The following is a 20787-nucleotide window of genomic DNA, read 5'->3' as shown; positions in this document are numbered from 1 at the left end:
TGCGTCCGCGGGGTATACGGGTGCCCGGGCGGCCGCCAAGGGTGGGGCGGGGGCCACGGGTGCCGGTCGGCTGGGGCTCGGAACGAGGGACCGCAGGGGTGTGGAGTGGTACCCCAGGAGGTCAGGCGGAGCGGCGACAGCCCATGCTCGTGACGCGGACGTAGTCCACGTGGCGACGGCGTACGAGCAGAGGCATGGAGCCAGCGTACTGCGGCGGGGACGGGGTCACTGTGGTCCGCGTCACGTCGGGCGGCTCGATGGCGCAAAGTCTGTTCAAAGCGGCCGGGAGTGAGCGAAGATCGCCGCCACGCGTGTTGCGTACACGCCATACTTCCCGTCTTCTTCCGTCGCAGCATCCCATCGCAGGAGGATGTCCATGACCCGCCGCACCTCTCGTGGCCTGGTCGCCGCGGCCGCCGTCACCGTGGCCTCCGCCACCGCGGCGCTGCTCCCGTCCGTGGGAGCCTCCGCCGCCACGGCCCCGCAGGCCCGCGTCTTCATGGTGAACCCGGTCCAGTCCTCGGGCGACCAGTCCCTCGCCGACCACAAGGACGCGGCGAGCGACATCCCCGCCTCCGCGTACGCCACCGTCGCGCTGCGCAACCTCGACGCGAGCGGCGGCCTGTCCGGCAGGTGGGCCGCGGTCCGCTCGGAGACCGGCAACCCGGCGAAGGCCGCCGCCGCCGCCTCGTACGACCGCCACGACGACGAGTTCGAGCAGGTCATGGCGTACTTCTGGGTCAACGAGGCGCAGGAGTACCTCCAGGGCCTCGGCTTCGGCTCCGAGCTGCGCGGGGCGAACGACCGGGTGCAGCCGGTCCGCCTCAACCAGTGGGGCTCCGACAACTCCTTCTTCACCGACAAGAAGGACGAGATCCGCTTCGGCAAGGGCGGTGTGGACGACGCCGAGGACGCCGAGGTGATCGTCCACGAGTACGGCCACGCCGTGCACGAGGCCCAGGTCCCCGGCTTCGGCAGCTCCCCGGAGGCCGGCGCGATCGGCGAGGCCTTCGGCGACTACCTGGGCATGGAGGTCGGCGCCGCCGCGGACGCCAAGTACGGCTGGCCGATGAAGACCGAGCTCGCCTGCGTCGGCGACTGGGACTCCACCGGCTACACGGTGACCGCCCCGCACTGCCTGCGCCGCCTCGACGGCACCAAGACGTACGCGGACCGGGTCGGCGAGGTCCACGCGGACGGCGAGATCTGGTCCCGCGCGCTCTTCGACATCCGCAACAAGCTCGGCGCCCGCACGGCCGACCGGATCATCGTGAACGCCCAGTTCGGCTTCGCCCCCGACACCAGCTTCAAGGACGCGGCCCTGACGACGGTCGCGACGGCGCAGAAGATGTACGGGACGGCGGCGGCGACCGCGGTACGGGACGCTTTCCGAGCGCGCGCGATCCCGGGCGTCTGACGGGTGCCCCCGGTCGGGGGCCGTAGGGCACAGTGGGAGGCGTGCTGATCACCGTCGCGGACGTCGAAGCCGCCGCCGAACGCCTCTCCGGACACGTCGTACGGACCCCGACCCTGCCCAGCCCCGGGCTGACCGCGCTGCTCGGCGCGGACGTCACGGTGAAGCTGGAACTCCTCCAGCGCACCGGCTCGTTCAAGGCGCGGGGCGCCACCGTCAAGCTGCTCTCGCTCTCCCCCGCCGAACGGGACGCCGGGGTCGTCGCGGTCAGCGGCGGCAACCACGGCATCGCGCTCGCGGTCATGGCCGGGGTCCTCGGCGTCCGGGCGACCGTCGTCATGCCCCGGACCGCCCCGGCCCGCGCCGTGGAGACGGCCGAGGCCGCCGGGGCGAAGGTCCTCCTCACCGACACCACGGCCGGCGCGTTCGCCCTCATGGAGGAGCTGCGCGCCGGGGGCCTCACCCCCGTCCACCCCTTCGACGATCCGCTGGTCGTCGCCGCGCAGGGCACGGTCGGCCTGGAGTTCGCCGAGGACGCGGGCGAACTGACCGACGTCCTCGTCAGCATCGGCGGCGGAGGTCTGATCGCCGGCGTCGCCACCGCCTTGCACGCCCGCCGCCCGGGGATACGGGTCTGGGGCGTCGAGACCGAGGGCGCCCAGGCCATGACGGCGGCCCTCGCCACGGGCAGCCCGGTGCCGGTCGAGCTCTCCTCGGTGGTGTCCACGCTGGCCGCCCCCAGCGTCTCGGCGCTCACGTACGCGCACGCCGAGGCCCTGGTCGAGGACGTGCTCACGGTGAGCGACGCGGAGGCCGTGCGCGGCACGCTCGACCTGGCCGAGCACGCCAAGGTCTGGGCCGAACCCGCCGCCGGCTGCCTCCTCCCCGCCGCCCGTCGCGTCCTGGAACAGGTCGGTCCCGATGCCCGTCTCGGCCTGGTCGTCTGCGGCGGCAACGCCACGACGGCCGACGTGGCGGCTTGGGCGGAACGCTTCGGGGTGCGCTGACCGGCCGGTCAGTGCTCCGAGAGCGCCTCGCTCACCAGCCGCGCCCACTGGGACACCACGCGTTCCCGGCGGGCGCGGTCGTCCGTGAGGAGGGTGGCGAGGCCCAGGCCGCGGGCCATGTCCAGGAGGCCCTGGACGGTCTCGCGGACGCCGGGACGGGACTCGTCGGCGCCCAGGACCTCGACGGCGACGCGGTGGGACTCGCGGCCGACGCGGGCCTCCAGCTCGGTGACCCGCTCGCGGAGCTGCTCCTCGCCGGAGGCGGCGACCCACAGGTGGAGCGCGGCCCGGAAGAGGGGCCCGGTGTAGAGGCCGACGAGGGCGGCGACGGCCTGTTCGCGGTCGTCCGCGGGAACCGCCCGCAGGGCCTGGGAGCGTTCCTCCGCGACGTACTCGACGGCGGCCGTGAACAGGTCCTCGCGGGTCGGGAAGTGGTGCTGGGCGGCGCCCCGGGAGACGCCGGCGCGTTCGGCGACGACGGCGACCGTGGAGCCCGCCCAGCCGTGCTCGGCGAGGCAGGACACGGCGGCCTCCAGGAGCCGCTGCCGGGTGGCGCGGCTCCGGTCCTGCTTGGGGTTCCGTTCCGGCTTGGCCGTCCGGTCGGGCTTGGAGGTCCCGTCCGGCTTCGGCTGATTCTGCGTGGTCAGAGCCGCCATGCGGGGTCCCGTCGTTCGAGGAAGGCCGTCATCCCCTCGCGCGCCTCGGCGGAGGCGAAGAGCGTGGCCGACCTCTGCACGAGGTCCTCCGCGTCACGTTCGAAGGTCTCCAGGACTCTAGCGGTGACCAGTCGTTTCGCTTCCCGCAGGCCCTGCGGGGAGGCGGCGCGGAGGGAGTCGAGGACGGTGTCGAGCTCCTCCGCCCCAGCGGTCACGAGGCCCATCGCGACGGCTTCCCGGACCCCGAACCGCTCGCCCGTCAGGTAGTGCCGGGCGGCCGCGCGCGGTTCGAGGCGCGGCAGCAGGGTGAGGGAGATGACGGCGGGCGCCACCCCGATCCGCACCTCCGTGAGCGCGAAGTCGGCCCCCTCCCCCGCGAGCACGATGTCGGCCGCGCCGAGCAGCCCGAGGCCGCCGGCGCGGGTGCGGCTGCCGGGGGTGACGTGGGCGACGACGGGTTTCGGCAGCTCGACGATCTGCCGGAGCAGGTCGACGAAGGCGTACGGGCTGGGCGGGGCCTTCAGGTCGGCGCCCGCGCTGAACGTGGAGCCGGTGTGGGTGAGGACGACCGCCCGTACGGAAGGGTCCTTGCCGCAGGCGGTGAGCGCGTCGGCGAGCTCGGTGACGAGCGGGGCGGAGAGCGCGTTGCGGGTGGCCGGGGAGTCCAGGGCGAGGGTGGTGACGCCCCGCTCCTCGGAGATGCGGATCAGAGTCACGTGCGGTCCCTCAACTCTCTGCGGAGGATCTTCCCGGACGCTGCCCGGGGGACGGTGTCGATGAACTCCACGGCCCGGACCTTCTTGTACGGGGAGACCCGCGCGGCGACGTGCGCGATGACCTCCTCGGCGGTGAGGCCGGGCGCGGTGGGCTGGCGGACGACGTAGGCCTTGGGGATCTCGGTGCCGTCCTCGTCGGTGACGCCGACGACGGCGGCGTCGGCGACGCCCTCGTGGGTGAGGAGCAGCGCTTCGAGCTCGGCGGGCGCCACCTGGAACCCCTTGTACTTGATGAGCTCCTTCACCCGGTCGACGACGAACAGCCAGCCGTCCCCGTCGACCCGCCCGATGTCCCCGGTGTGCACCCACCCGTCGGCGTCGATCATCCCGGCGGTGGCCTCGGGCCGCCCCAGGTACCCCTTCATGACCTGCGGCCCCCGGATGGCGATCTCCCCCTCCTCCCCCGGCCCCGCGTCCTTCTCCGGGTCTTCGAGGGAGAGGATCCGCATCTCGGTGGACGGCAGCAGCCTCCCGACGGTCCCGGGCGGCGGCGCCGGCACGTCGAGCGGGACGACGTGGGTGCCCGGGGACAGCTCCGTCATCCCGTACGCCTGGCTGACCGGCGGCAGCCCGAGCCGCGCCGAACAGGCCTCGGCGAGGGCCGCGTCGAGCGGGGCGGCGGCGCTGACGATGTACTCCAGCGAGGACAGGTCGTACGCGGCGACGGCCGGATGCTTGGCGAGCGCGAGGACGATCGGCGGCGCCACGTACAGCCCGTTGATCCGGTGCTCCTGGATGGCCCCGAGGAAGGTGTCGAGCTCGAAGCGGGGCAGGACGACGACGGTGGCGCCGGAGCGGAGGGGCGCGTTCATGAGGGCGGTCAGCCCGTAGATGTGGAAGAACGGGAGCACGGCGAGGATCCGGTCGCCGGGCCCCATGGGTATGACGGGCTCCAGCTGCGCCAGATTGGTGGCGATGGAGGCGTGCGTGAGCATGACGCCCTTGGGCACGCCGGTGGTGCCGGAGGAGTACGGGAGGGCCGCCACGTCCCGTACGGGATCGACGTCGACCTCGGGCACGGGCCCGTCGCCCCCGAGGAAGTCCTGGAGCGACCGCACCCCCTCCGCCTCCTCCGCCCGGTCGCAGACGAAGATCTCCTCGACCCCGCCCGCGAGTTCGGCCGCCGCGCGGGCCGAGGCGAGCAGCGGGGACACGGTCACGATCCACCGCGCGGACGAGTCCCGCAGCTGCTTGGCGAACTCCTCGGGCGTGGCGAGCGGGTGCACGGTCGTGACCGCCGCACCCGCGCGCGTGGCGGCGTAGAAAGCGATCGGGAACAGCACCGTGTTGGGGCTGTGCAGGGCGACCACGTCCCCCTTCCGCACCCCTGCCCCCGCGAGCCCCGCGGCGACGCGCCGGTGGAACGCGTCCACCTGCCCGTACGTGAGGCTGAGCCCCCCGGCCCCGTCGATCAGCGCGGGCGTGTCGGCCCACTCGGCGGCCCGCCCGAGGACGGCGTCGTGGATGGGGAGGGAGACGGTGGGGACGGGCTCGTACGCGCTGTGGAACACCATGCTGGCCCCCTGGAGAGGTGGAAGGTGATCGCCAGGATCGCTGCTGCGGGCGGGACTTGGGGAGACCCCGACCAGACCTTGTCAGTACCCCGGAAAACAATCAAGCATGCTTGCATGGTTCTCGGGTTTCCGGCAGGCAGGAGCGGGGCGACGCTGCCGGGGACGGGCCATGTGCACGGATCCACCGGGCTGCGAGGATGCCGCGATGAGAACGAGGTTCAAGGTTCTTGCCGCTCTCGCGGGCGGGATGAGCGCGCTGATGGTGCTGGCGGCTCTGCTGACGCTGCTGCCGGGGAGGCTTCCGCTGCCCTCGGACGAGGTTCTGATGGGCGTCGCCTTCGCCGTCCTGTTCCCGCTCGGGGCCTGGACCGTGGCCGAGGGCTTCCTGAGCGGTGACGAACGCAGCATGCAGTGGCCGGCCTTCCGGTGCCTGCCGGGCCGGGTGCAGTGGGCCGTCGGCGCCCTGGTCGTCGTGGCGGCCGTGACCGCCTTCGCCGACGTGGCCACCGACAGCAGCCGGCAGAGCTCCGGCGTCCGGGAAGGCCGGTACTACGCCTTCGAGACCTCCCGGGGGAACCGGGGCACGGTCGAGATCGGCCGGCAGGAGTACGAGGAGCTGGAGGAGAGCAGCCGGCGGGGGTCGTTGGCGGTCCCCGGGGCCATGCTGGCCGTCCTGACGGCGCTGATCCTCGTCAACGGGGAGCTGCGGCGAGTGCCGGTGCGGGCCGCACCGGCTGCGCCGGGGGCCGTCGGGCGCCCGTGACGCGCCGGTTCAGGGCCTGTTGGCCCCGGTACAGCCAGCGGACCGGCCAGTGGAGGAGGAGCGCCAGGCAGAGGAGCCAGCCGGTGGCGTGGACGGTCCAGACGCCGGCCATGGTCGGGCCGCCCCAGGCCTGGTGGTAGTCGGCGTCCAGGTACCAGAGCGGGTAGCCGAAGTTGCGGACCGAGTTGAAGAGGGCGTAGCCGACCAGGACGAAGGCCGTCGTGTCCAGCGGCAGGCCGAGGAGGGCCCGGCCGAGCACCCGGCCGCCCGTCCACCCCCGGCCGCCCGCGCACCGGGCCTGGAGGCGGGCGGCGCGGGCGGGCCGGCCGGTCAGGGTCAGGGCCACCGCCACGAGGCCGACCGGCAGGGCCAGGAAGGCGCGGGCGGCGGTGAGGGCGGTGCGGCGGATCGGGGGCATCTGCGGGCTCCTCGCGTCGTTCTGCGGATGCCCGTACTCTCACGCCCCCTCTCCGCAGGCGTCGTCACACCCCGGAGCCAAGTGGCGTGTCATACCGGGGTGCCACGCGGTGGGCATCAGTACGACTTGGGCAGGCCGAGGGTCTGGTGGGAGACGAAGTTCAGGATCATCTCCCGGCTGACGGGGGCGATCCGGGCCACCCGGGCCGCCGTGATCAGGCGGGCCAGGCCGAACTCCTTGGTGAGGCCGTTGCCGCCGAGGGTGTGGACCGAGGTGTCGACGGCCCTCACGCACGCCTCGGCCGCCGCGTACTTCGCCATGTTCGCGGCCTCGCCCGCGCCCATGTCGTCGCCCGCGTCGTAGAGGGCCGCGGCCTTCGCCATCATCAGGCGGGCCAGCTCCAGTTCGATGTGCGCCTGGGCGAGGGGGTGCGCGATGGCCTGGTGGGCGCCGATGGGGGCCTTCCAGACCTGGCGCTCCTTCGCGTACGTGACCGCCCGCGCGAGGGCGAAGCGGCCCATGCCGATCGCGAAGGCGGCGGTCATGATCCGCTCGGGGTTGAGGCCCGCGAAGAGCTGGAGGAGGCCCGCGTCCTCGTCGCCCACCAGGGCTTCGTAGGGGAGGTGGACGTCGTCGAGGGTCAGTTCGAACTGCTTCTCGTCGGCGTTCAGTTCCATTTCGATGTGGCGGCGGCCGAAGCCGGGGGCGTCGCGCGGGACGATGAAGAGGCAGGGCTTGAGGCTGCCCGTGCGGGCGTCGGACGTGCGGCCCACGATGAGCGTCGCGTCGGCGATGTCGACGCCCGAGACGAAGACCTTGCGGCCGTTGAGGACCCAGCCCTCCTCGGTGCGGGTGGCCGTGGTCGTGATGCGGTGCGAGTTCGAGCCCGCGTCGGGTTCCGTGATGCCGAACGCCATCGTCTTCGAGCCGTCCGCGAGGCCCGGGAGCCAGGTCCGCTTCTGCTCCTCGGTGCCGAAGCGGGCGATGACCGTGCCGCAGATCGCGGGCGAGACGACCATCATCAGGAGCGGCGCGCCGGCCGCGCCGGCCTCCTCCAGGACGATCGACAGCTCGGCCATGCCGCCGCCCCCGCCCCCGTACTCCTCGGGGAGGTTCACGCCCAGGTAGCCGAGCTTGCCCGCCTCCGCCCAGAGTTCGGCCCGTTCGAAGCCGGGGCCGTGGCGGTGGCCCAGCGCGGAGACGGCGGCGCGGAGGGCGGTGTGCTCGGGGGACTCGATGAGGGTGCTCATGCGGGGACTTCCTCCTGTGCTTCGGTCCGTACGACGGCTAGCAGGGCGCCGACCTCGACCTGGCGGCCGGGGGCGGCGTGGAGCGCGGTGAGCGTGCCGGAGGCGGGGGCGATGACGCGGTGCTCCATCTTCATGGCCTCCAGCCAGAGGAGCGGCTGCCCGGCGGTGACCCGGTCGCCGACGGCGAGGCCGTCCGCGACCCGGACGACGGTGCCGGGCATCGGGGCGAGCAGGGAGCCGGGGGCCGACTGCTCGCGCGGGTCGGTGAAGCGGGGGCGGACGGCGAGGCGGTGGACGCCCGCGTGGACCGTTCCGTCGTACGTCGCGATCTCGAAGTGCCGTACCACTCCCGCCACTTCGAGGCTCACCGAGTCGGGCCTCGCGGCCACCACCCGTACGCCCTCCGGGGACGTGACCTCGTAGCCTCCGCCTCGTGTCGGCCGGTAGCGGATCTCGTGGTCCCCGTACGTCCGCGTCTCGTCCTGCGAGCGGAGGTTGCGCCAGCCGCCGCCGAAACGGCCGGTGCCGGCCGCGGCACGGGCGATCGCCGCCGCCACCGCCGCGTACTCCTCGCCCTGCGCCGGGGTCGTCAGCTCGGGCAGGTTGCGGTCGTAGAAGCCCGTGTCCAGAGCCTCCCCCGAGCTGTAGTCGGGGTGTCCGAGCGAGGCCACCAGAAGGTTCCTGTTGGTGACCGGGCCGTGGACCACCGCCCGCTCCAGGGCGTGCGCGAGCTTGCGGAGGGCGGCCTCGCGGGTCTCCGCGTGGACGATCACCTTCGCGAGCATCGGGTCGTAGTGGACGCCGATCGTGTCCCCTGAGGCGTATCCGGTGTCGACGCGCACGCCCCCCGGGACCTCGAAGCGGTGGAGGACGCCGGTCTGCGGGGCCCAGCCCCGCGCCGGGTCCTCGGCGTAGAGCCGGGCCTCGACGGCGTGGCCGCGCGGGGCCGGGGGCTCGGGGGGCAGGGCGTGGCCCTCGGCGACGGCGAGCTGGAGGGCGACGAGGTCGACGCCGCACACCTCCTCCGTCACCGGGTGCTCGACCTGGAGTCGGGTGTTCATCTCCAGGAAGTGCGCCCGGCCGTCCGCGACGAGGAACTCGACCGTGCCCGCGCCGACGTAGCCGACGGCCTTCGCGGCGGCCGTCGACTGCTCGTACAGCTCGTCGAGGAGCGCGGCGGGCAGGCCGGGCGCCGGGGCCTCCTCGATCACCTTCTGGTGCCGGCGCTGGAGGGAGCAGTCGCGGGTGCCGAGCGCCCAGACGGTGCCGTGGGTGTCGCAGAGGAGCTGCACCTCGACGTGGCGGCCGTTCTCCACGTACGGCTCGACGAAGACCTCGCCGTCGCCGAACGCGCTCGCCGCCTCGGCGGAAGCCGCCCGCAACTCACCTTCCAGGGAGGACAGTTCGCGCACGATCCGCATGCCCCGGCCGCCGCCGCCCGCCGCCGCCTTCACCAGGACGGGCAGGTCGGCCTCCTTCACCTCCCGCAGGGGCTCGATCCCGAGGAGTTCCTTCGCGCGGGTCTTCGACGCCATCGCCTCGATGGCCTCCGGCGGCGGGCCGATCCAGAGCAGGCCGGCGGCGGTCACGGCGCGCGCGAAGCCGGCGTTCTCGGAGAGGAAGCCGTAGCCGGGGTGGACGGCGTCGGCGCCCGCCGCGAGCGCGGCCGCCACGACGAGGTCGCCGCGCAGGTACGTCTCCGAGGGCGCGGCCCCCGGCAGCCGTACCGCCGCGTCGGCCTCCCGGACGTGCAGCGCGCCGGCGTCCGCGTCGGAGTACACGGCGACGGTGGAGATGCCCAGGTCACGGCAGGTGCGGAAGACCCGGCAGGCGATCTCGCCCCGGTTCGCGACCAGTACGGTCTTGATCATCAGTGCCTCACATTCGGAAGACGCCGAAGCCGCCGCGCGCGCCCTCGACCGGTGCCGTGTGGATCGCGGAGAGGCACAGTCCGAGGACCGTGCGGGTGTCGCGGGGGTCGATGACCCCGTCGTCGTAGAGCCGGCCGGAGAGGAACATCGGCAGGGACTCGGACTCGATCTGGGCCTCCACCAGGGCGCGCAGACCGGCGTCGGCCTCGTCGTCGTACGGCTGCCCCTTCGCGGCGGCGCTCGCGCGGGCCACGATGGAGAGGACCCCGGCGAGCTGCTGCGGGCCCATGACGGCGGACTTCGCGCTCGGCCAGGCGAAGAGGAAGCGCGGGTCGTAGGCACGGCCGCACATGCCGTAGTGCCCGGCGCCGTACGAGGCCCCCATGAGGACGCTCAGGTGAGGCACGCGGGAGTTCGACACCGCGTTGATCATCATCGCGCCGTGCTTGATGATGCCGCCCTGCTCGTACTCCTTGCCGACCATGTAGCCGGTGGTGTTGTGGAGGAAGACGAGCGGGATGTCGCGCTGGTTGGCGAGCTGGATGAACTGGGCGGCCTTCTGCGACTCGGCGGAGAAGAGGACGCCCTGCGCGTTGGCGAGGATGCCGACCGGGTAGCCGTGGAGACGGGCCCAGCCCGTGGTCAGCGAGGTCCCGTACAGCGGCTTGAACTCGTCGAAGTCCGAGCCGTCGACGAGCCGGGCGATCACCTCGCGCGGGTCGAAGGGGGTCTTGAGGTCGCCGGGGACGATCCCGAGGAGTTCCTCCGGGTCGTACCTGGGGGGTTCGACCGGCCCGGGGTCCGCGTGGTGCTTGCGGTGGTTGAGGCGGGCGACGATCCGACGGGCCTGGCGGATCGCGTCGGCCTCGTCGACGGCGTAGTGGTCGGCGAGGCCGGAGGTCCGGGCGTGCATCTCGGCGCCGCCGAGGGACTCGTCGTCGCTCTCCTCGCCCGTCGCCATCTTCACGAGCGGCGGTCCGCCGAGGAAGACCTTCGACTGCTCCTTGATCATGACGGTGTGGTCGGACATGCCGGGGACGTACGCGCCGCCGGCCGTCGAGTTGCCGAAGACGACCGCGACGGTCGGGATGCCGGCGGCGGAGAGGCGGGTGAGGTCGCGGAAGAGCGCCCCGCCCGGGATGAAGATCTCCTTCTGGGAGGGCAGGTCGGCACCGCCGGACTCGACGAGCGAGATGACGGGCAGCCGGTTGGCGAAGGCGATCTCGTTGGCCCGCAGCGCCTTCTTCAGGGTCCACGGGTTGGAGGCGCCGCCGCGCACGGTCGGGTCGTTGGCGGTGATCAGGCACTCCACGCCCTCGACGACCCCGATGCCGGTCACCAGGGAGGCCCCTACGGCGTAGTCGCTGCCCCAGGCGGCGAGCGGCGACAGTTCGAGGAAGGGGCTGTCGGGGTCGACGAGCAGCTCGATGCGCTCGCGGGCGAGGAGCTTGCCGCGCTTCCGGTGGCGGGCGGTGTACTTCTCGCCGCCGCCGGCGAGGGCCTTGGCGTGCTCGGCTTCGAGGGCGGCGAGCTTCTCCTCCATCGCGGCGCGATGGGCCTGGTGGTCGGGTCCGTCGGTGTCGAGGGCGGAGGCGAGGACGGTCACTGGTTTTCCTCCGGTACGTCGGGCGGGAGGGCGGCGGCCGGTACGTCGGGCAGCAGGGCCGTCGGAATGTCGAGGTGGCGGGAGCGGAGCCATTCCCCGAGGGCCTTGGCCTGGGGGTCGAAGCGGGCCTGGGAGGCGACGCCTTCGCCGAGGATCCCGGCGATCGTGAAGTTGACCGCGCGGAGGTGGGGGAGGAGGTGCCGGGTGACGGTCAGGCCGGCCGTCTCCGGGAGGAGTTCCCCGACCTTCTCCACCGTGAGGGTGTGGGCCAGCCAGCGCCACTCCTCCTCCGTGCGGACCCAGACGCCGACGTTCGCGTCGCCGCCCTTGTCGCCGCTGCGGGCCCCGGCGATCAGGCCGAGGGGCGCCCTCCGGACGGGCCCCTCGGGGAGCGGCGGCGGGAGGTCCGGGTCGGGTACGGGTTCCAGCTCGCGGGTCTTCGGGGGCACGGGGAGTTCCCGGCGGGTCCCGTCGGGGAGGACGGCCGTGTGCGGGACCTCCCCGGCCGGTACGTACGCCGCCTCGAAGACCCCGTAGGGGGCGCCCTTGCCGGGCGGGGCGGTGACGTGGAAGCCGGGGTAGCTCGCGAGGGCCAGCTCGATGGCGGCCCCGGTGACGGTGCGGCCGACCTTCTCGGGGTCCCGGTCGCGGACGACGAGGCGGAGCAGGGCGCTCGCGGTCTCCTCGGTGGCCGCGTCGGGGCGGTCGGTGCGGGCGAGTTCCCAACGGACCTCGGAGGGCTTCGACGTGGCGAACGCGTCGGCGATCTGCTCCTGGAGGAGGGCCGCCTTGGCGTCGACGTCGAGGCCGGTGAGGACGAAGACGACCTCGTTGCGGAAGCCGCCGAGCCTGCTGAGGCCGGCCTTGAGGGTGGGGGGCGGGGCCTCTCCCCGGACGCCTTCGACACGGACCCGGTCGGGGCCCTCCTGGGTGAGCCGTACGGAGTCCAGGCGGGCGGTCACGTCGGGGCCGGGGTAGCGGGCGCCGGCCGTCTCGTAGAGGAGCTGGGCGGTGACCGTGCCGGTGTCGACGAGGCCGCCCGTCCCCGGGTGCTTGGTGATGACGGAGGAGCCGTCGGCGTGGAGTTCGGCGACCGGGAAGCCGGGGCGGCGCACGTCGTGGCCCCGGAAGAAGGCGTAGTTGCCGCCGGTGGCCTGGGTGCCGCACTCCAGGACGTGCCCGGCGACGACCGCGCCCGCCAGTTCGTCGTACGCCTCCGGGCCCCAGCCGAAGTGCCACTGCGCGGGCCCGGTGACGAGGGCGGCGTCGGTGACCCGGCCGGTGACGACGACGTCGGCGCCGGCGGCGAGGCAGGCGGCGATGCCGGCGCCGCCGAGGTAGGCGTTGGCGGTCAGCGCGCCTTGCCGCGGCGGCAGCAGGTCGCCCTCGACGTGGGCGATCCGGGTCGGCAGGCCGAGCTTCGCGGCGAGGGCGCGGAGGGCGTCGGCGAGGCCGGCGGGGTTGAGGCCGCCCGCGTTCGCGACGATCCGGACGCCGCGCTCGTGGGCGAGGCCGAGGCCCTCCTCCATCTGGCGCAGGAAGGTCTTCGCGTACCCGGCCGTGGGGTCCTTGAGCTGGTCGCGGCCGAGGATGAGCATGGTCAGTTCGGCGAGGTAGTCGCCGGTGAGGACGTCGAGTTCGCCGCCGGTGAGCATCTCGCGGACGGCGTCGAAGCGGTCGCCGTAGAAGCCGGAGGCGTTGCCGACGCGGAGGACGCTCTTCACGAGGCCTCCCCGGGAGTGCGGCCGCCGCCCGCCGGGCCCGCGAAGGCCTGGGCGATCCCGAGCCAGCGCTCGGCGTCCTCGCCGTCGGCGACCAGGGCGGTGTCGTCGCGGTGGACGCGCTGGGTGACGAGGAGGCAGAAGTCGAGGGCCGGCCCGGTGACCTTCTGGGCGGCGCCCTCGGGGCCGTACGTCCACAACCGGCCGTCGGGGGAGACGAGTTCGACGCGGAACGGCTCGGCGGGCGCCGGGACGCCCCGTACGAGGAAGGCGTAGTCGCGGGCGCGGTGGCCGATCCAGGCGACGTGCCGGAGGCGGGCGGTCGGCGTGCGGACGGCCCCGAGGGCGTCGGCGACGTCCTGGCCGTGCGCCCAGGTCTCCATCAGCCGGGCGGTGGCCATGGCGGGGGCACTCATCGGCGGCCCGTACCAGGGGAACCTGGCGCCGGACGGGACCGCGCGCAGGGCCTCCTGGAGCTGCTCGCGGCCGGTCCGCCAGCGGGCGAGGAGCTCGGCGGGCGGCAGCGCCGCGCCCTCCTCCGCGCCCTCGTCGACGAAGCGGTCCGGGGCCGTGAGGGCCTTCTCGGCCTCGGCGGCGAAGGCCTCGGCGTCGGTGGCGGCGAGGAGGGCGGCCCGGTCGGTCCAGGCGAGGTGGGCGATCTGGTGGGCGATGGTCCAGCCGGGGGCGGGAGTCTCGGCCCTCCACTGCTCCTCGCTCAACTCTCCGACGAGAGAGTCGAGTTCCTCGCTCTCCTCGCGCAGGTCGTCGAGGACGTCGACGGGGTCGGACACGGTGCGCTCCCCTCGGGGGACGGGCGGTCACGGGCCTTCGCGGAGGAGCATGCCAGCGCGACCAGAAACAATCAAGCGTGCTTGCTTGGTTCGGTTCCGGAGCGGTCGCGCGCCGAGATCCCCGCTCACCGGAGGCCGAGGCACTGCCTGCGGAACGCCGCGGGCGGCATGCCGTACGCCTCGCGGAACGCCCTGCTGAACGCGGACGCGTGGCTGAAGCCGCGCCGGGCGCCGATGACCTGCACGGGCAGCCCCTGGCACAGGGGGTCGGCCAGGTCCCGGCGGGCTCGCGAGAGGCGTTGCCGCTGCAGGAAGCCCGCGGCCGTCACTCCGCCGCCTTCCCGCTGGAACAGACGGTGGAGGTAGCTGACGGAGATGTGGTGCGCGGCGGCGATCGCGGGGACGTCCAGCTGCGGGTCGTCGGCATTGCTCCGGATGAAGGCCTTGATGCGGAGCGTCAGGGCGCGTCGGTGCGTCTCCGGGGGCAGGGAGCGGTCGGCGTCGAGGACGCCGGCGAAGAGCGAGGCGACGAGGTCGGCGAGGACGCCGCTCAGGCGCGGGCCGTCCGACGGCTGATAGGTGTGGCTGGAGCTCGTCACCTGGTCCAGGAACGTGGCGAGCAGGCCCCCCATGCCGTCCCGGGACGAGATGCGCCCGCCGATGACCTGACCGGCGATACGCGGGGGCATCGGCAGGAGGGCCTTGGGTATCTCGACGCCGATGAGCTCGAACGGCTCCCGTACGGAACTGATTTCGAACGGGCGCGAGGTATCACTGGTGTGGTAGTCGAAGGCGCCGTGCACGCGCGATTCCCCACCCATGGCGACCACCCCGGTCCCGCGCTTGACGAGCGACAGGTGATACGCCTCGGGGTCCGACTTCCTTATCAGCTTCGGCGTGCGGCGGAAGGTGAGGGGATTGCATTCCAGGGGATAGACGGTCACCTCGCCCAGCGAGATGTTTCGTTGGCTGACCCGGAAATCGTCGGCGTTCTCGGTCCACAGGTCCATGGGCGCGTGCGTCTCCGACATGACGGTCCGCCAGGACTCGAAGCGGTCGGCAGGCGGTAATGCGGAACTGCGGAATGTCCTCTCGGGAAGCATGCTCAGGGTCTACACGGGCGGGATGATCCGCTGCAAGGATCTCCGTGTGCGATGGCCGCCGGCAGGCCGTCGGGGAGCGGTGATCCGGACGATTCCTCCCGCTCGCCCCGTCATCGCAATCCGGAATTCAACCTTCCTGTGCGGCTGTGCGTCGGCAGCCCCGGCGTCGACCGTCCGTCAAGAAACCGTGCACCGCTCGCCAATGCCGTGGCCGCCCGGAATTGGAAGAGTCGGCGCATCGGTCCGAAGCGACGACGAGGACAGCCTTGAAGACGTACAAGAAATTGCTCCGCAATGTCGGCGCGACCCTGGGCGCGGGCGCCCTGGCATGGCTCGCGGTCGGCGGCATCTCCCCCTCGCCCGCCCAGGTGCCCTCGTCCGCGATGGCGGCGGTCGCCGACGAGGGTCCCGGCTACGCGATCGAGGACTTCGGCTACCCGAACGCCGACAGGATCCTCGCCGACCGGGGCATCAAGCTGAAGCGCGGAGACGGGCACATCACGCTCGCCGACTGCGCGAGCGCGACCGATCTGCTGGAGGTCTGGTCCCGCGCGAACGACAAGATCTGCTTCCGCGTCACCGGCACCACCGGCTGGCTGACCATGGAGATACCCGCGGTCTTCGCGGTCAAGGGCAACGGCTACACGACGCGGGTCGACATGACCACGGGGACCGAAGAGAAGACCTTCGACGTGAACAAGAACGCCTGGACGCCGGTCGGCGAGAGCGCCGACGAACTGGGCCGCGACTTCATGCTCATGGAGATCCGCACGTCCGGATGACACCGCCGGGCGCCGTACGACGACCCCGCACCGCCGGACGCCGTACGACGCCCCCGCACCGCCGGACACCCGTACGACGACCCCGCACCGCCGGGCGCCGTACGACGCCCCCGCACCGCCGGACACCCGTACGACGACCCCGCACCGCCGGGCGCCGTACGACGACCCCGCACCGCCGGGCGCCGTACGACGACCCCGCACCGCCGGGCGCCGTACGACGACCCCGCACCGCCGGACGCCCGTACGGCCGCCCCCGCACCACTCCTTGAACCCGTCGGTCGACGAGCCGACCCGCGCGACGGCGCTCGCCAGGCCATGACCCCGCGCCCGCGCCCTGCCATCGAAGGAACCCACGTGTCTGCACTCCGCCCGCGCGCCGCGCGGATCTCCGGCCTGCTGGCCACCACCGCCCTGCTGTCGACGGCCCTGATCTCCGCCACCCCCGCCGTCGCGGTGTCGGGGCCCGAGGCCGCCGCCGGCACGCACCCGTACGCCGTCCGGCTCACCCTCGGCGACGAGGCCGACTTCCGTGCCTGCACGGGCGCCCTCGTCGACCGCTTCTGGGTGCTGACCGCCGCGAGCTGCTTCGCCGCCACCCCGGGGACCGCGGTCCCGGCCGGCAAGCCGTTCCTCAGGACCACCGCGACGCTCGGCGACGGCAAGGCGGTCGAGGTCACCGAGGTCGCACCGCGCGCGGACCGGGACGCCGCGCTCGTACGACTCGCCACCCCGGTCACCGGGATCGCGCCCGCCCCTCTCGCCACCGAGGCACCGGCGACCGGTGCCGAGCTGACCGCCGCCGGCTTCGGCCGCACCAAGACCGAGTGGGTGCCGAACAAGCTCCACACCGGCACCTTCACCCTCGACTCCGCCACGTCCACCGCCCTCGCCGTCACCGGCAAGGGCGGCGACGCGATCTGCAAGGGCGACACCGGCTCCCCGCTCCTGAACGCATCCGGTCAGATCGTCGCGGTCAACTCCCGGTCCTGGCAGGGCGGCTGCCTCGGAGCCCCCGCGACCGAGACCCGTACGGGCGCCCTCTCCACCCGCACCGACGACCTCGCCGACTGGCTGCGGGAAGTCCGCTTCACGACCGCCTCGATCCGCAACGCGCTGAGCGACCGCTGCGCGTACGTCAGCTGGCGCACCCCCGAGAACCTGGCGCCGGCGCAGCAGGTGGACTGCGACCCGCAGTACTCCGACCAGCTCTGGAAGCTGGAGCCGGCCCAGGGCGGCTACCAGATCCGCAACCGCAACACCGACCGCTGCCTCATGGTCTCGTCGGCCACGCCGCAGGACGGCGTCCCCGTCAGGCAGTACGACTGCCACCCGGAGTTCGCCGACCAGGTGTGGAAGCTCCAGCCGGCGCCCGGCGGCGGCTACTCCCTCCGCAACGCGGCCACCGACAAGTGCATGTACGTCCCCTGGAACACCCCGGAATGGGGGGCGCCCCTCCTCCAGATCGGCTGCGACGCACAGCACGCCGACCAGGTCTGGAAGATCTGAACGTCCTGACACACCGGAAAGGCCGCCCTCGGCCGGTGCCGAGGGCGGCCTTTCCTCCCCCCGACTCTCCGTCCGGCCGGGCGCCGTCGTGTCTTCGCGCGGCCGGCCGGGCGCTGACCCCTAAGGACCGTCTTGGACACCACTCACTGGAGTCGGCGTCGTGTGCTGGAGGCCATCGCGGCCACCACGGCCGTCGCCGCCACCTCCAGCCTCGTGCTCAACCCGCTGGCCGCCTGGGCCGCCGACGCCCCGCCGGCCGACGGCGATCCGTTCCTGCTTCCGGACACCGAGCGGGCGAAGGTCGTCAGGGCCTGGCTGCTCGGCGGCAGGGCCGTCCGCGCCGCCGCGGCGGCCGCGCTCACCGGAACCGACGCCGACGTGCAGAGGTTCCTCGGGACACAGCTGGCCGGCGAAACGGCACAGGACAACCGCGTCGCGCTCGTGCGCGGCCTGGTGGGGGCCGGCCGGGGCACCCGCCGTGACACCGAAGCCGCTCTGAACGACGGGGACTCGGCCATCGCCGCGTTCCTCGGCGGCGGCTTCCAGGCCTCCGTCACGGAGGACCTGCGGGTGGCCACGGCCACCGTGATGAGCGTGGGCGGCAAGGCCGTGAACCGGGCCGGCAACGCCGCACTGAGCGACGGCGGCCGGCCGGCGCTCGAAACCTTCCTGGTGGACGGCCAGTTCACGGCCCGCCTCGAGGACATGCGCGTCGAGACCTCCAAGCTGATGGTGCAGGCGGGCCCGGAGGTGCAGAAGTACGCCGACCGGGCCCTGTCGGGCACCGCCGACGACGTCACGTGGTTCCTGGAGACCGGGCAGCACATCGCCCGCGCGCGCGACCAGGAGCGCGTGAGGATCGAGGAACTCGTCGCCGTCGTCCAGCGCGAGGGAAAGATCGCCGAGGCGAAGACGCAGCAGGCGGAGGAGTCGGCCGCCCGCGCCGTGGCGGCGGCGGCCGACGCCAGGAAGGCGGCGGAGAAGGCCGCGGCCGAGGCACAGGCGGCCCAGGACGACGTCGCCGCCGCCGGCCGCGCGGCCCGCAAGGCCGGCGATGCCGCGAAGGGCGCGGCCGACGCCTCGCGCGTCGCGATCAACGCCTCCCACGCGGCCGTCCAGGCATCCCGCCGCGCCTCCTACGCCGCCGCGGCCGCGAGCCAGGCGGCGGCCAGCGCGGGCTCGGCCGCGGCGGTGGCGTACCGGGCCGCGATCGCCGCGTCCAAGGACGCCTCCCAGGCGTCCGCCGCCAAGGACGCCGCCGTCGCCGCCCGCAACGCCGCGGCGAAGGCCCGGAGCGCGGCGCAGGCCGCCGACTACGCCTCCAACGCCTCCGCGCAGGCCGCGAGCGCCGGTGACGCCGCCGCGTCCGCGGCCCGCAACGCCTCCGCCGCCGCGAGCGCCTCCGCGCAGGCCGCGAACTCGGCCGGCGCGGCGCAGGCCGACGCCGCCGAGGCCAAGCGCCAGGCCCAGATCGCCGGCGCCAACGCCACCCTCGCCACCAACGCCGCCGGGACCGCGCAGGCCCTGGCGAACACCTCCACGGCGGCCGCCCGCACCGCCCGGGACGCCGCGAACAGCGCCGCCGGGCACGCGGAGAAGGCCGCCGCGGCCGCGGAATGGGCGGTCCAGTACGCCGGCCAGGCAGTGGAGTACGCGAACAAGTCCACCGAGTTCGCCAACGAGGCCACCCACGCCGCGAACACCGCCACCGACGCGGTCGCCAGGGCCGTCGAGGTGGAGAAGGCGGCCCGCGAGGCGGAGTGGCAGCGCCTGGACGAGGACACCCAGCGGGCGGTCGCGGAGATGCGCCTGCTCGTGCAGGCCGAAGCGGAGGAACGGGCCGCGTACGACCGCAAGCGGACCCAGGCCGAGCAGACCTCCGAGGCCACGAGGCAGCTCGTCGCCCAGGCCGAATCGGCCCTCAGGGCGGGGGACACGGCGGGCGCCACCGACCTCGGCCGCAGGGCGGCCCTCGCCCTGATGGAGTCCAGGAGCGGCTGGACCCAGCAGGCCGCCCGGTACGCCCTGGCCGGGACCGAGGCCGAGATCCACACCTGGATCGACGTCGACCGGCAGATCGCCCAGCGGCAGGACGACCGGGAGTCCGTCCTCTTCCTCTCCCGGATCACCACCCCCGCCGTCGCCCGCGCCGCGGCCGCCGCCCTCGACGGCGCCGACCCGGACGCGGCCGGCCGGTTCCTCGGCACGGGTGCCGTCCAGGCCGCCGCCGTGGACAACCGCGTCGCGGTCGCCCGCGTACTCGACGAGAACCCCGGCCCCGCGGTGCGGAAGGCGGCGAACGCGGCCCTGGACGCCGGGACCGCCGAGGCGGCGTACGAGTTCCTCACCGCCGGCTTCCAGAAGGCGCAGGAGGAGGACGACGCGGTGGCCACCGCGACCCTCCTCAGGACCGGAGGACCCTACGTCAGGGCCCACGCCCAGGCGGCGATGGAGGCTCCCGCGTGGATGCGCCGCAACTTCGTCGCCGCGGTGCAGCACAAGAGCGCGCAGCTCGACTTCGACTCGGCCACCCACATCGCCGCCATGCAGGGCGCGATCGCCGCGGCCGCGAAGATCGCCCACACGGCGCAGGAGGACGCCGCCCGCGCCCAGGAGGCCGCGGCCACCGCGCGCGACGCGGCCGCCGAGGCGCTCCAGTGGGCGGACAGGGCGACGGCGTCGGCCCAGCGGTCCGCCGCCTACGCCCAGCAGGCGAGCACCCTGGCGACCAGTGCCGAGCAGTCGGCCAAGGACGCGCAGGCCTCCGCCGGCCGGGCCGCCGAGGCATCCCGCAACGCCCGCCTCGCCGCACGGTCGGCGAACTACTCGGCCACCCGTGCCGTCCAGTCGGCGCGGAGCGCGGTCGCCTCGGCCAACGCCGCGCAGAGCTCGGCCGCCTCCGCCCGGGCCTCGGCACTGCGGGCCGGCCAGGACAGCGACACCGCCGCGGCCGCCGCCAGCCAGGCCTGGCAGATCGAGGGCCAGAAGCGGCAGGCCGAGGCCGCGGCGGCGGCCAGGCAGGCGGCCGCGGAGGCCGAGGCCGCCAAGGCGGCCGGCACCAACCAGTGCGACACGCCGGCCTACGACACCGTCGGGGGCGACCAGCCCGCGACGGGGAGCGCCGAGTGGTGGGCCGAGCACCTGCACACGGCCGGCATGGTCGTCGGGTTCGCGGGAGTCGGCCTCGGGCTCGTCGGCCTCGGCGTCGGCATGGTCTTCCCGCCCGCCGGTGCGCTCATCATGGCCGTCGGTTTCGGGCTCGGTGTCGGCGGCGCCATGCTCGACGCGGCCAGTGCGTTCTTCTACGGGATCGCTTACGGCTTCGACAGCGGTGAGTTCTGGAAGCAGGCGGGAATCGCGGCGCTGAGCGCCGCCACGCTCGGCGTGTCCAAGACGATCAGCCTCGCCGCGAAGGGGATCTCGAAGGGAGCCCACCTCGTCGCCCAGGTCTCGGAGGTGGCGCACGAGGCCGTCTCGCCGATCGTCAGCTGGATCGGCTCCATGTTCGACTGACGGCACCGGGACCTGCCCGCGGGCCGGCGGCACGCGCGCCGCTGGCCCGCGGCTTCGGGTATCGCCCCGTCATACCCGAGAGGTACGCCGGGAGCC

16 protein-coding genes are annotated in these 20787 nt (G+C 73.9%); 6 read left to right on the top strand and 10 right to left on the bottom strand.

The genetic code is table 11. From position 1 onward, the window contains the following. Nucleotides 1-376: 376 nt before the first annotated feature. On the top strand, nt 377-1417 hold the full coding sequence (locus ACFYUS_RS31840) for a M4 family metallopeptidase (RefSeq protein ID WP_388859913.1): 1041 nt from the start codon (nt 377-379) through the stop codon (nt 1415-1417). A 44-nt stretch (nt 1418-1461) separates the two neighbouring features. Then, the gene (locus tag ACFYUS_RS31835) at nt 1462-2421 is read left to right on the top strand and encodes a threonine/serine dehydratase (RefSeq protein WP_388860264.1); all 960 of its coding nucleotides are present in this window, start codon (nt 1462-1464) and stop codon (nt 2419-2421) included. Nucleotides 2422-2429: 8 nt separating this feature from the next. On the opposite strand, the gene ACFYUS_RS31830 is transcribed toward ACFYUS_RS31835, so the two are convergent. From ACFYUS_RS31830 to ACFYUS_RS31820, 3 genes are read right to left on the bottom strand one after another with little or no spacing between them, the layout of a single operon-like run. Beyond that, a complete protein-coding gene (locus ACFYUS_RS31830; RefSeq protein ID WP_388859910.1) occupies nt 2430-3077 on the bottom strand; it encodes a TetR/AcrR family transcriptional regulator in 648 nt (215 codons plus the stop codon). After that, complete coding sequence (locus ACFYUS_RS31825) at nt 3065-3793, bottom strand: enoyl-CoA hydratase family protein (RefSeq protein ID WP_388859907.1); 729 nt, start codon at nt 3791-3793, stop codon at nt 3065-3067. Before ACFYUS_RS31825 ends, ACFYUS_RS31830 begins: the two co-directional genes overlap by 13 nt. Next, a complete protein-coding gene (locus ACFYUS_RS31820) occupies nt 3790-5367 on the bottom strand; it encodes an AMP-binding protein (RefSeq protein WP_388859904.1) in 1578 nt (525 codons plus the stop codon). Before ACFYUS_RS31820 ends, ACFYUS_RS31825 begins: the two co-directional genes overlap by 4 nt. A 205-nt stretch (nt 5368-5572) precedes the next feature. Between ACFYUS_RS31820 and ACFYUS_RS31815 the strand changes: the two genes are divergently transcribed. Further along, nucleotides 5573-6130, top strand: a complete 558-nt coding sequence (locus ACFYUS_RS31815) for a hypothetical protein (protein ID WP_388859901.1) — start codon at nt 5573-5575, stop codon at nt 6128-6130. On the opposite strand, the gene ACFYUS_RS31810 is transcribed toward ACFYUS_RS31815, so the two are convergent. The 7 genes from ACFYUS_RS31810 to ACFYUS_RS31780 form a co-directional block, all read right to left on the bottom strand. Then, complete coding sequence (locus ACFYUS_RS31810) at nt 6060-6548, bottom strand: hypothetical protein (protein WP_388859898.1); 489 nt, start codon at nt 6546-6548, stop codon at nt 6060-6062. The two genes, ACFYUS_RS31815 and ACFYUS_RS31810, sit on opposite strands and share 71 nt — an antisense overlap. A gap of 116 nt (nt 6549-6664) precedes the next feature. After that, on the bottom strand, nt 6665-7798 hold the full coding sequence (locus tag ACFYUS_RS31805; protein ID WP_388859895.1) for an acyl-CoA dehydrogenase family protein: 1134 nt from the start codon (nt 7796-7798) through the stop codon (nt 6665-6667). Next, nucleotides 7795-9669, bottom strand: a complete 1875-nt coding sequence (locus ACFYUS_RS31800) for an acetyl/propionyl/methylcrotonyl-CoA carboxylase subunit alpha (protein ID WP_388859892.1) — start codon at nt 9667-9669, stop codon at nt 7795-7797. Before ACFYUS_RS31800 ends, ACFYUS_RS31805 begins: the two co-directional genes overlap by 4 nt. A gap of 7 nt (nt 9670-9676) precedes the next feature. Beyond that, on the bottom strand, nt 9677-11275 hold the full coding sequence (locus ACFYUS_RS31795) for an acyl-CoA carboxylase subunit beta (RefSeq protein ID WP_388859889.1): 1599 nt from the start codon (nt 11273-11275) through the stop codon (nt 9677-9679). After that, nucleotides 11272-12999 (bottom strand): acyclic terpene utilization AtuA family protein, encoded by a 1728-nt coding sequence (locus tag ACFYUS_RS31790; protein ID WP_388859886.1) that lies wholly within the window; start codon nt 12997-12999, stop codon nt 11272-11274. The genes ACFYUS_RS31795 and ACFYUS_RS31790 overlap by 4 nt, the downstream gene beginning before the upstream one ends. Further along, a complete protein-coding gene (locus ACFYUS_RS31785; protein ID WP_388859884.1) occupies nt 12996-13787 on the bottom strand; it encodes a TIGR03084 family metal-binding protein in 792 nt (263 codons plus the stop codon). Before ACFYUS_RS31785 ends, ACFYUS_RS31790 begins: the two co-directional genes overlap by 4 nt. Nucleotides 13788-13912: 125 nt before the next feature. After that, a complete protein-coding gene (locus tag ACFYUS_RS31780; protein WP_388859881.1) occupies nt 13913-14818 on the bottom strand; it encodes an AraC family transcriptional regulator in 906 nt (301 codons plus the stop codon). A gap of 338 nt (nt 14819-15156) precedes the next feature. Here ACFYUS_RS31780 and ACFYUS_RS31775 point away from each other — a divergent pair, with 338 nt between their 5' ends. The 3 genes from ACFYUS_RS31775 to ACFYUS_RS31765 all read left to right on the top strand — a co-directional run bounded on the left by ACFYUS_RS31775 (nt 15157) and on the right by ACFYUS_RS31765 (nt 20691). Continuing rightward, nucleotides 15157-15672, top strand: a complete 516-nt coding sequence (locus ACFYUS_RS31775) for a hypothetical protein (RefSeq protein ID WP_388859878.1) — start codon at nt 15157-15159, stop codon at nt 15670-15672. Nucleotides 15673-16026: 354 nt separating this feature from the next. Then, on the top strand, nt 16027-17178 hold the full coding sequence (locus ACFYUS_RS31770) for a trypsin-like serine protease (RefSeq protein WP_388859875.1): 1152 nt from the start codon (nt 16027-16029) through the stop codon (nt 17176-17178). Nucleotides 17179-17310: 132 nt separating this feature from the next. Beyond that, complete coding sequence (locus ACFYUS_RS31765) at nt 17311-20691, top strand: hypothetical protein (protein ID WP_388859872.1); 3381 nt, start codon at nt 17311-17313, stop codon at nt 20689-20691. The last annotated feature ends 96 nt before the right edge of the window (nt 20692-20787 follow it).

Origin of the sequence: Streptomyces sp. NPDC004284 (genome assembly GCF_042874035.1) — a bacterium.
In the GTDB taxonomy this organism is placed as follows: Bacteria; Actinomycetota; Actinomycetes; order Streptomycetales; family Streptomycetaceae; genus Streptomyces.
Note: the sequence above shows the minus strand (reverse complement) of the source record. Positions and strands in the feature narration are given on the sequence as shown.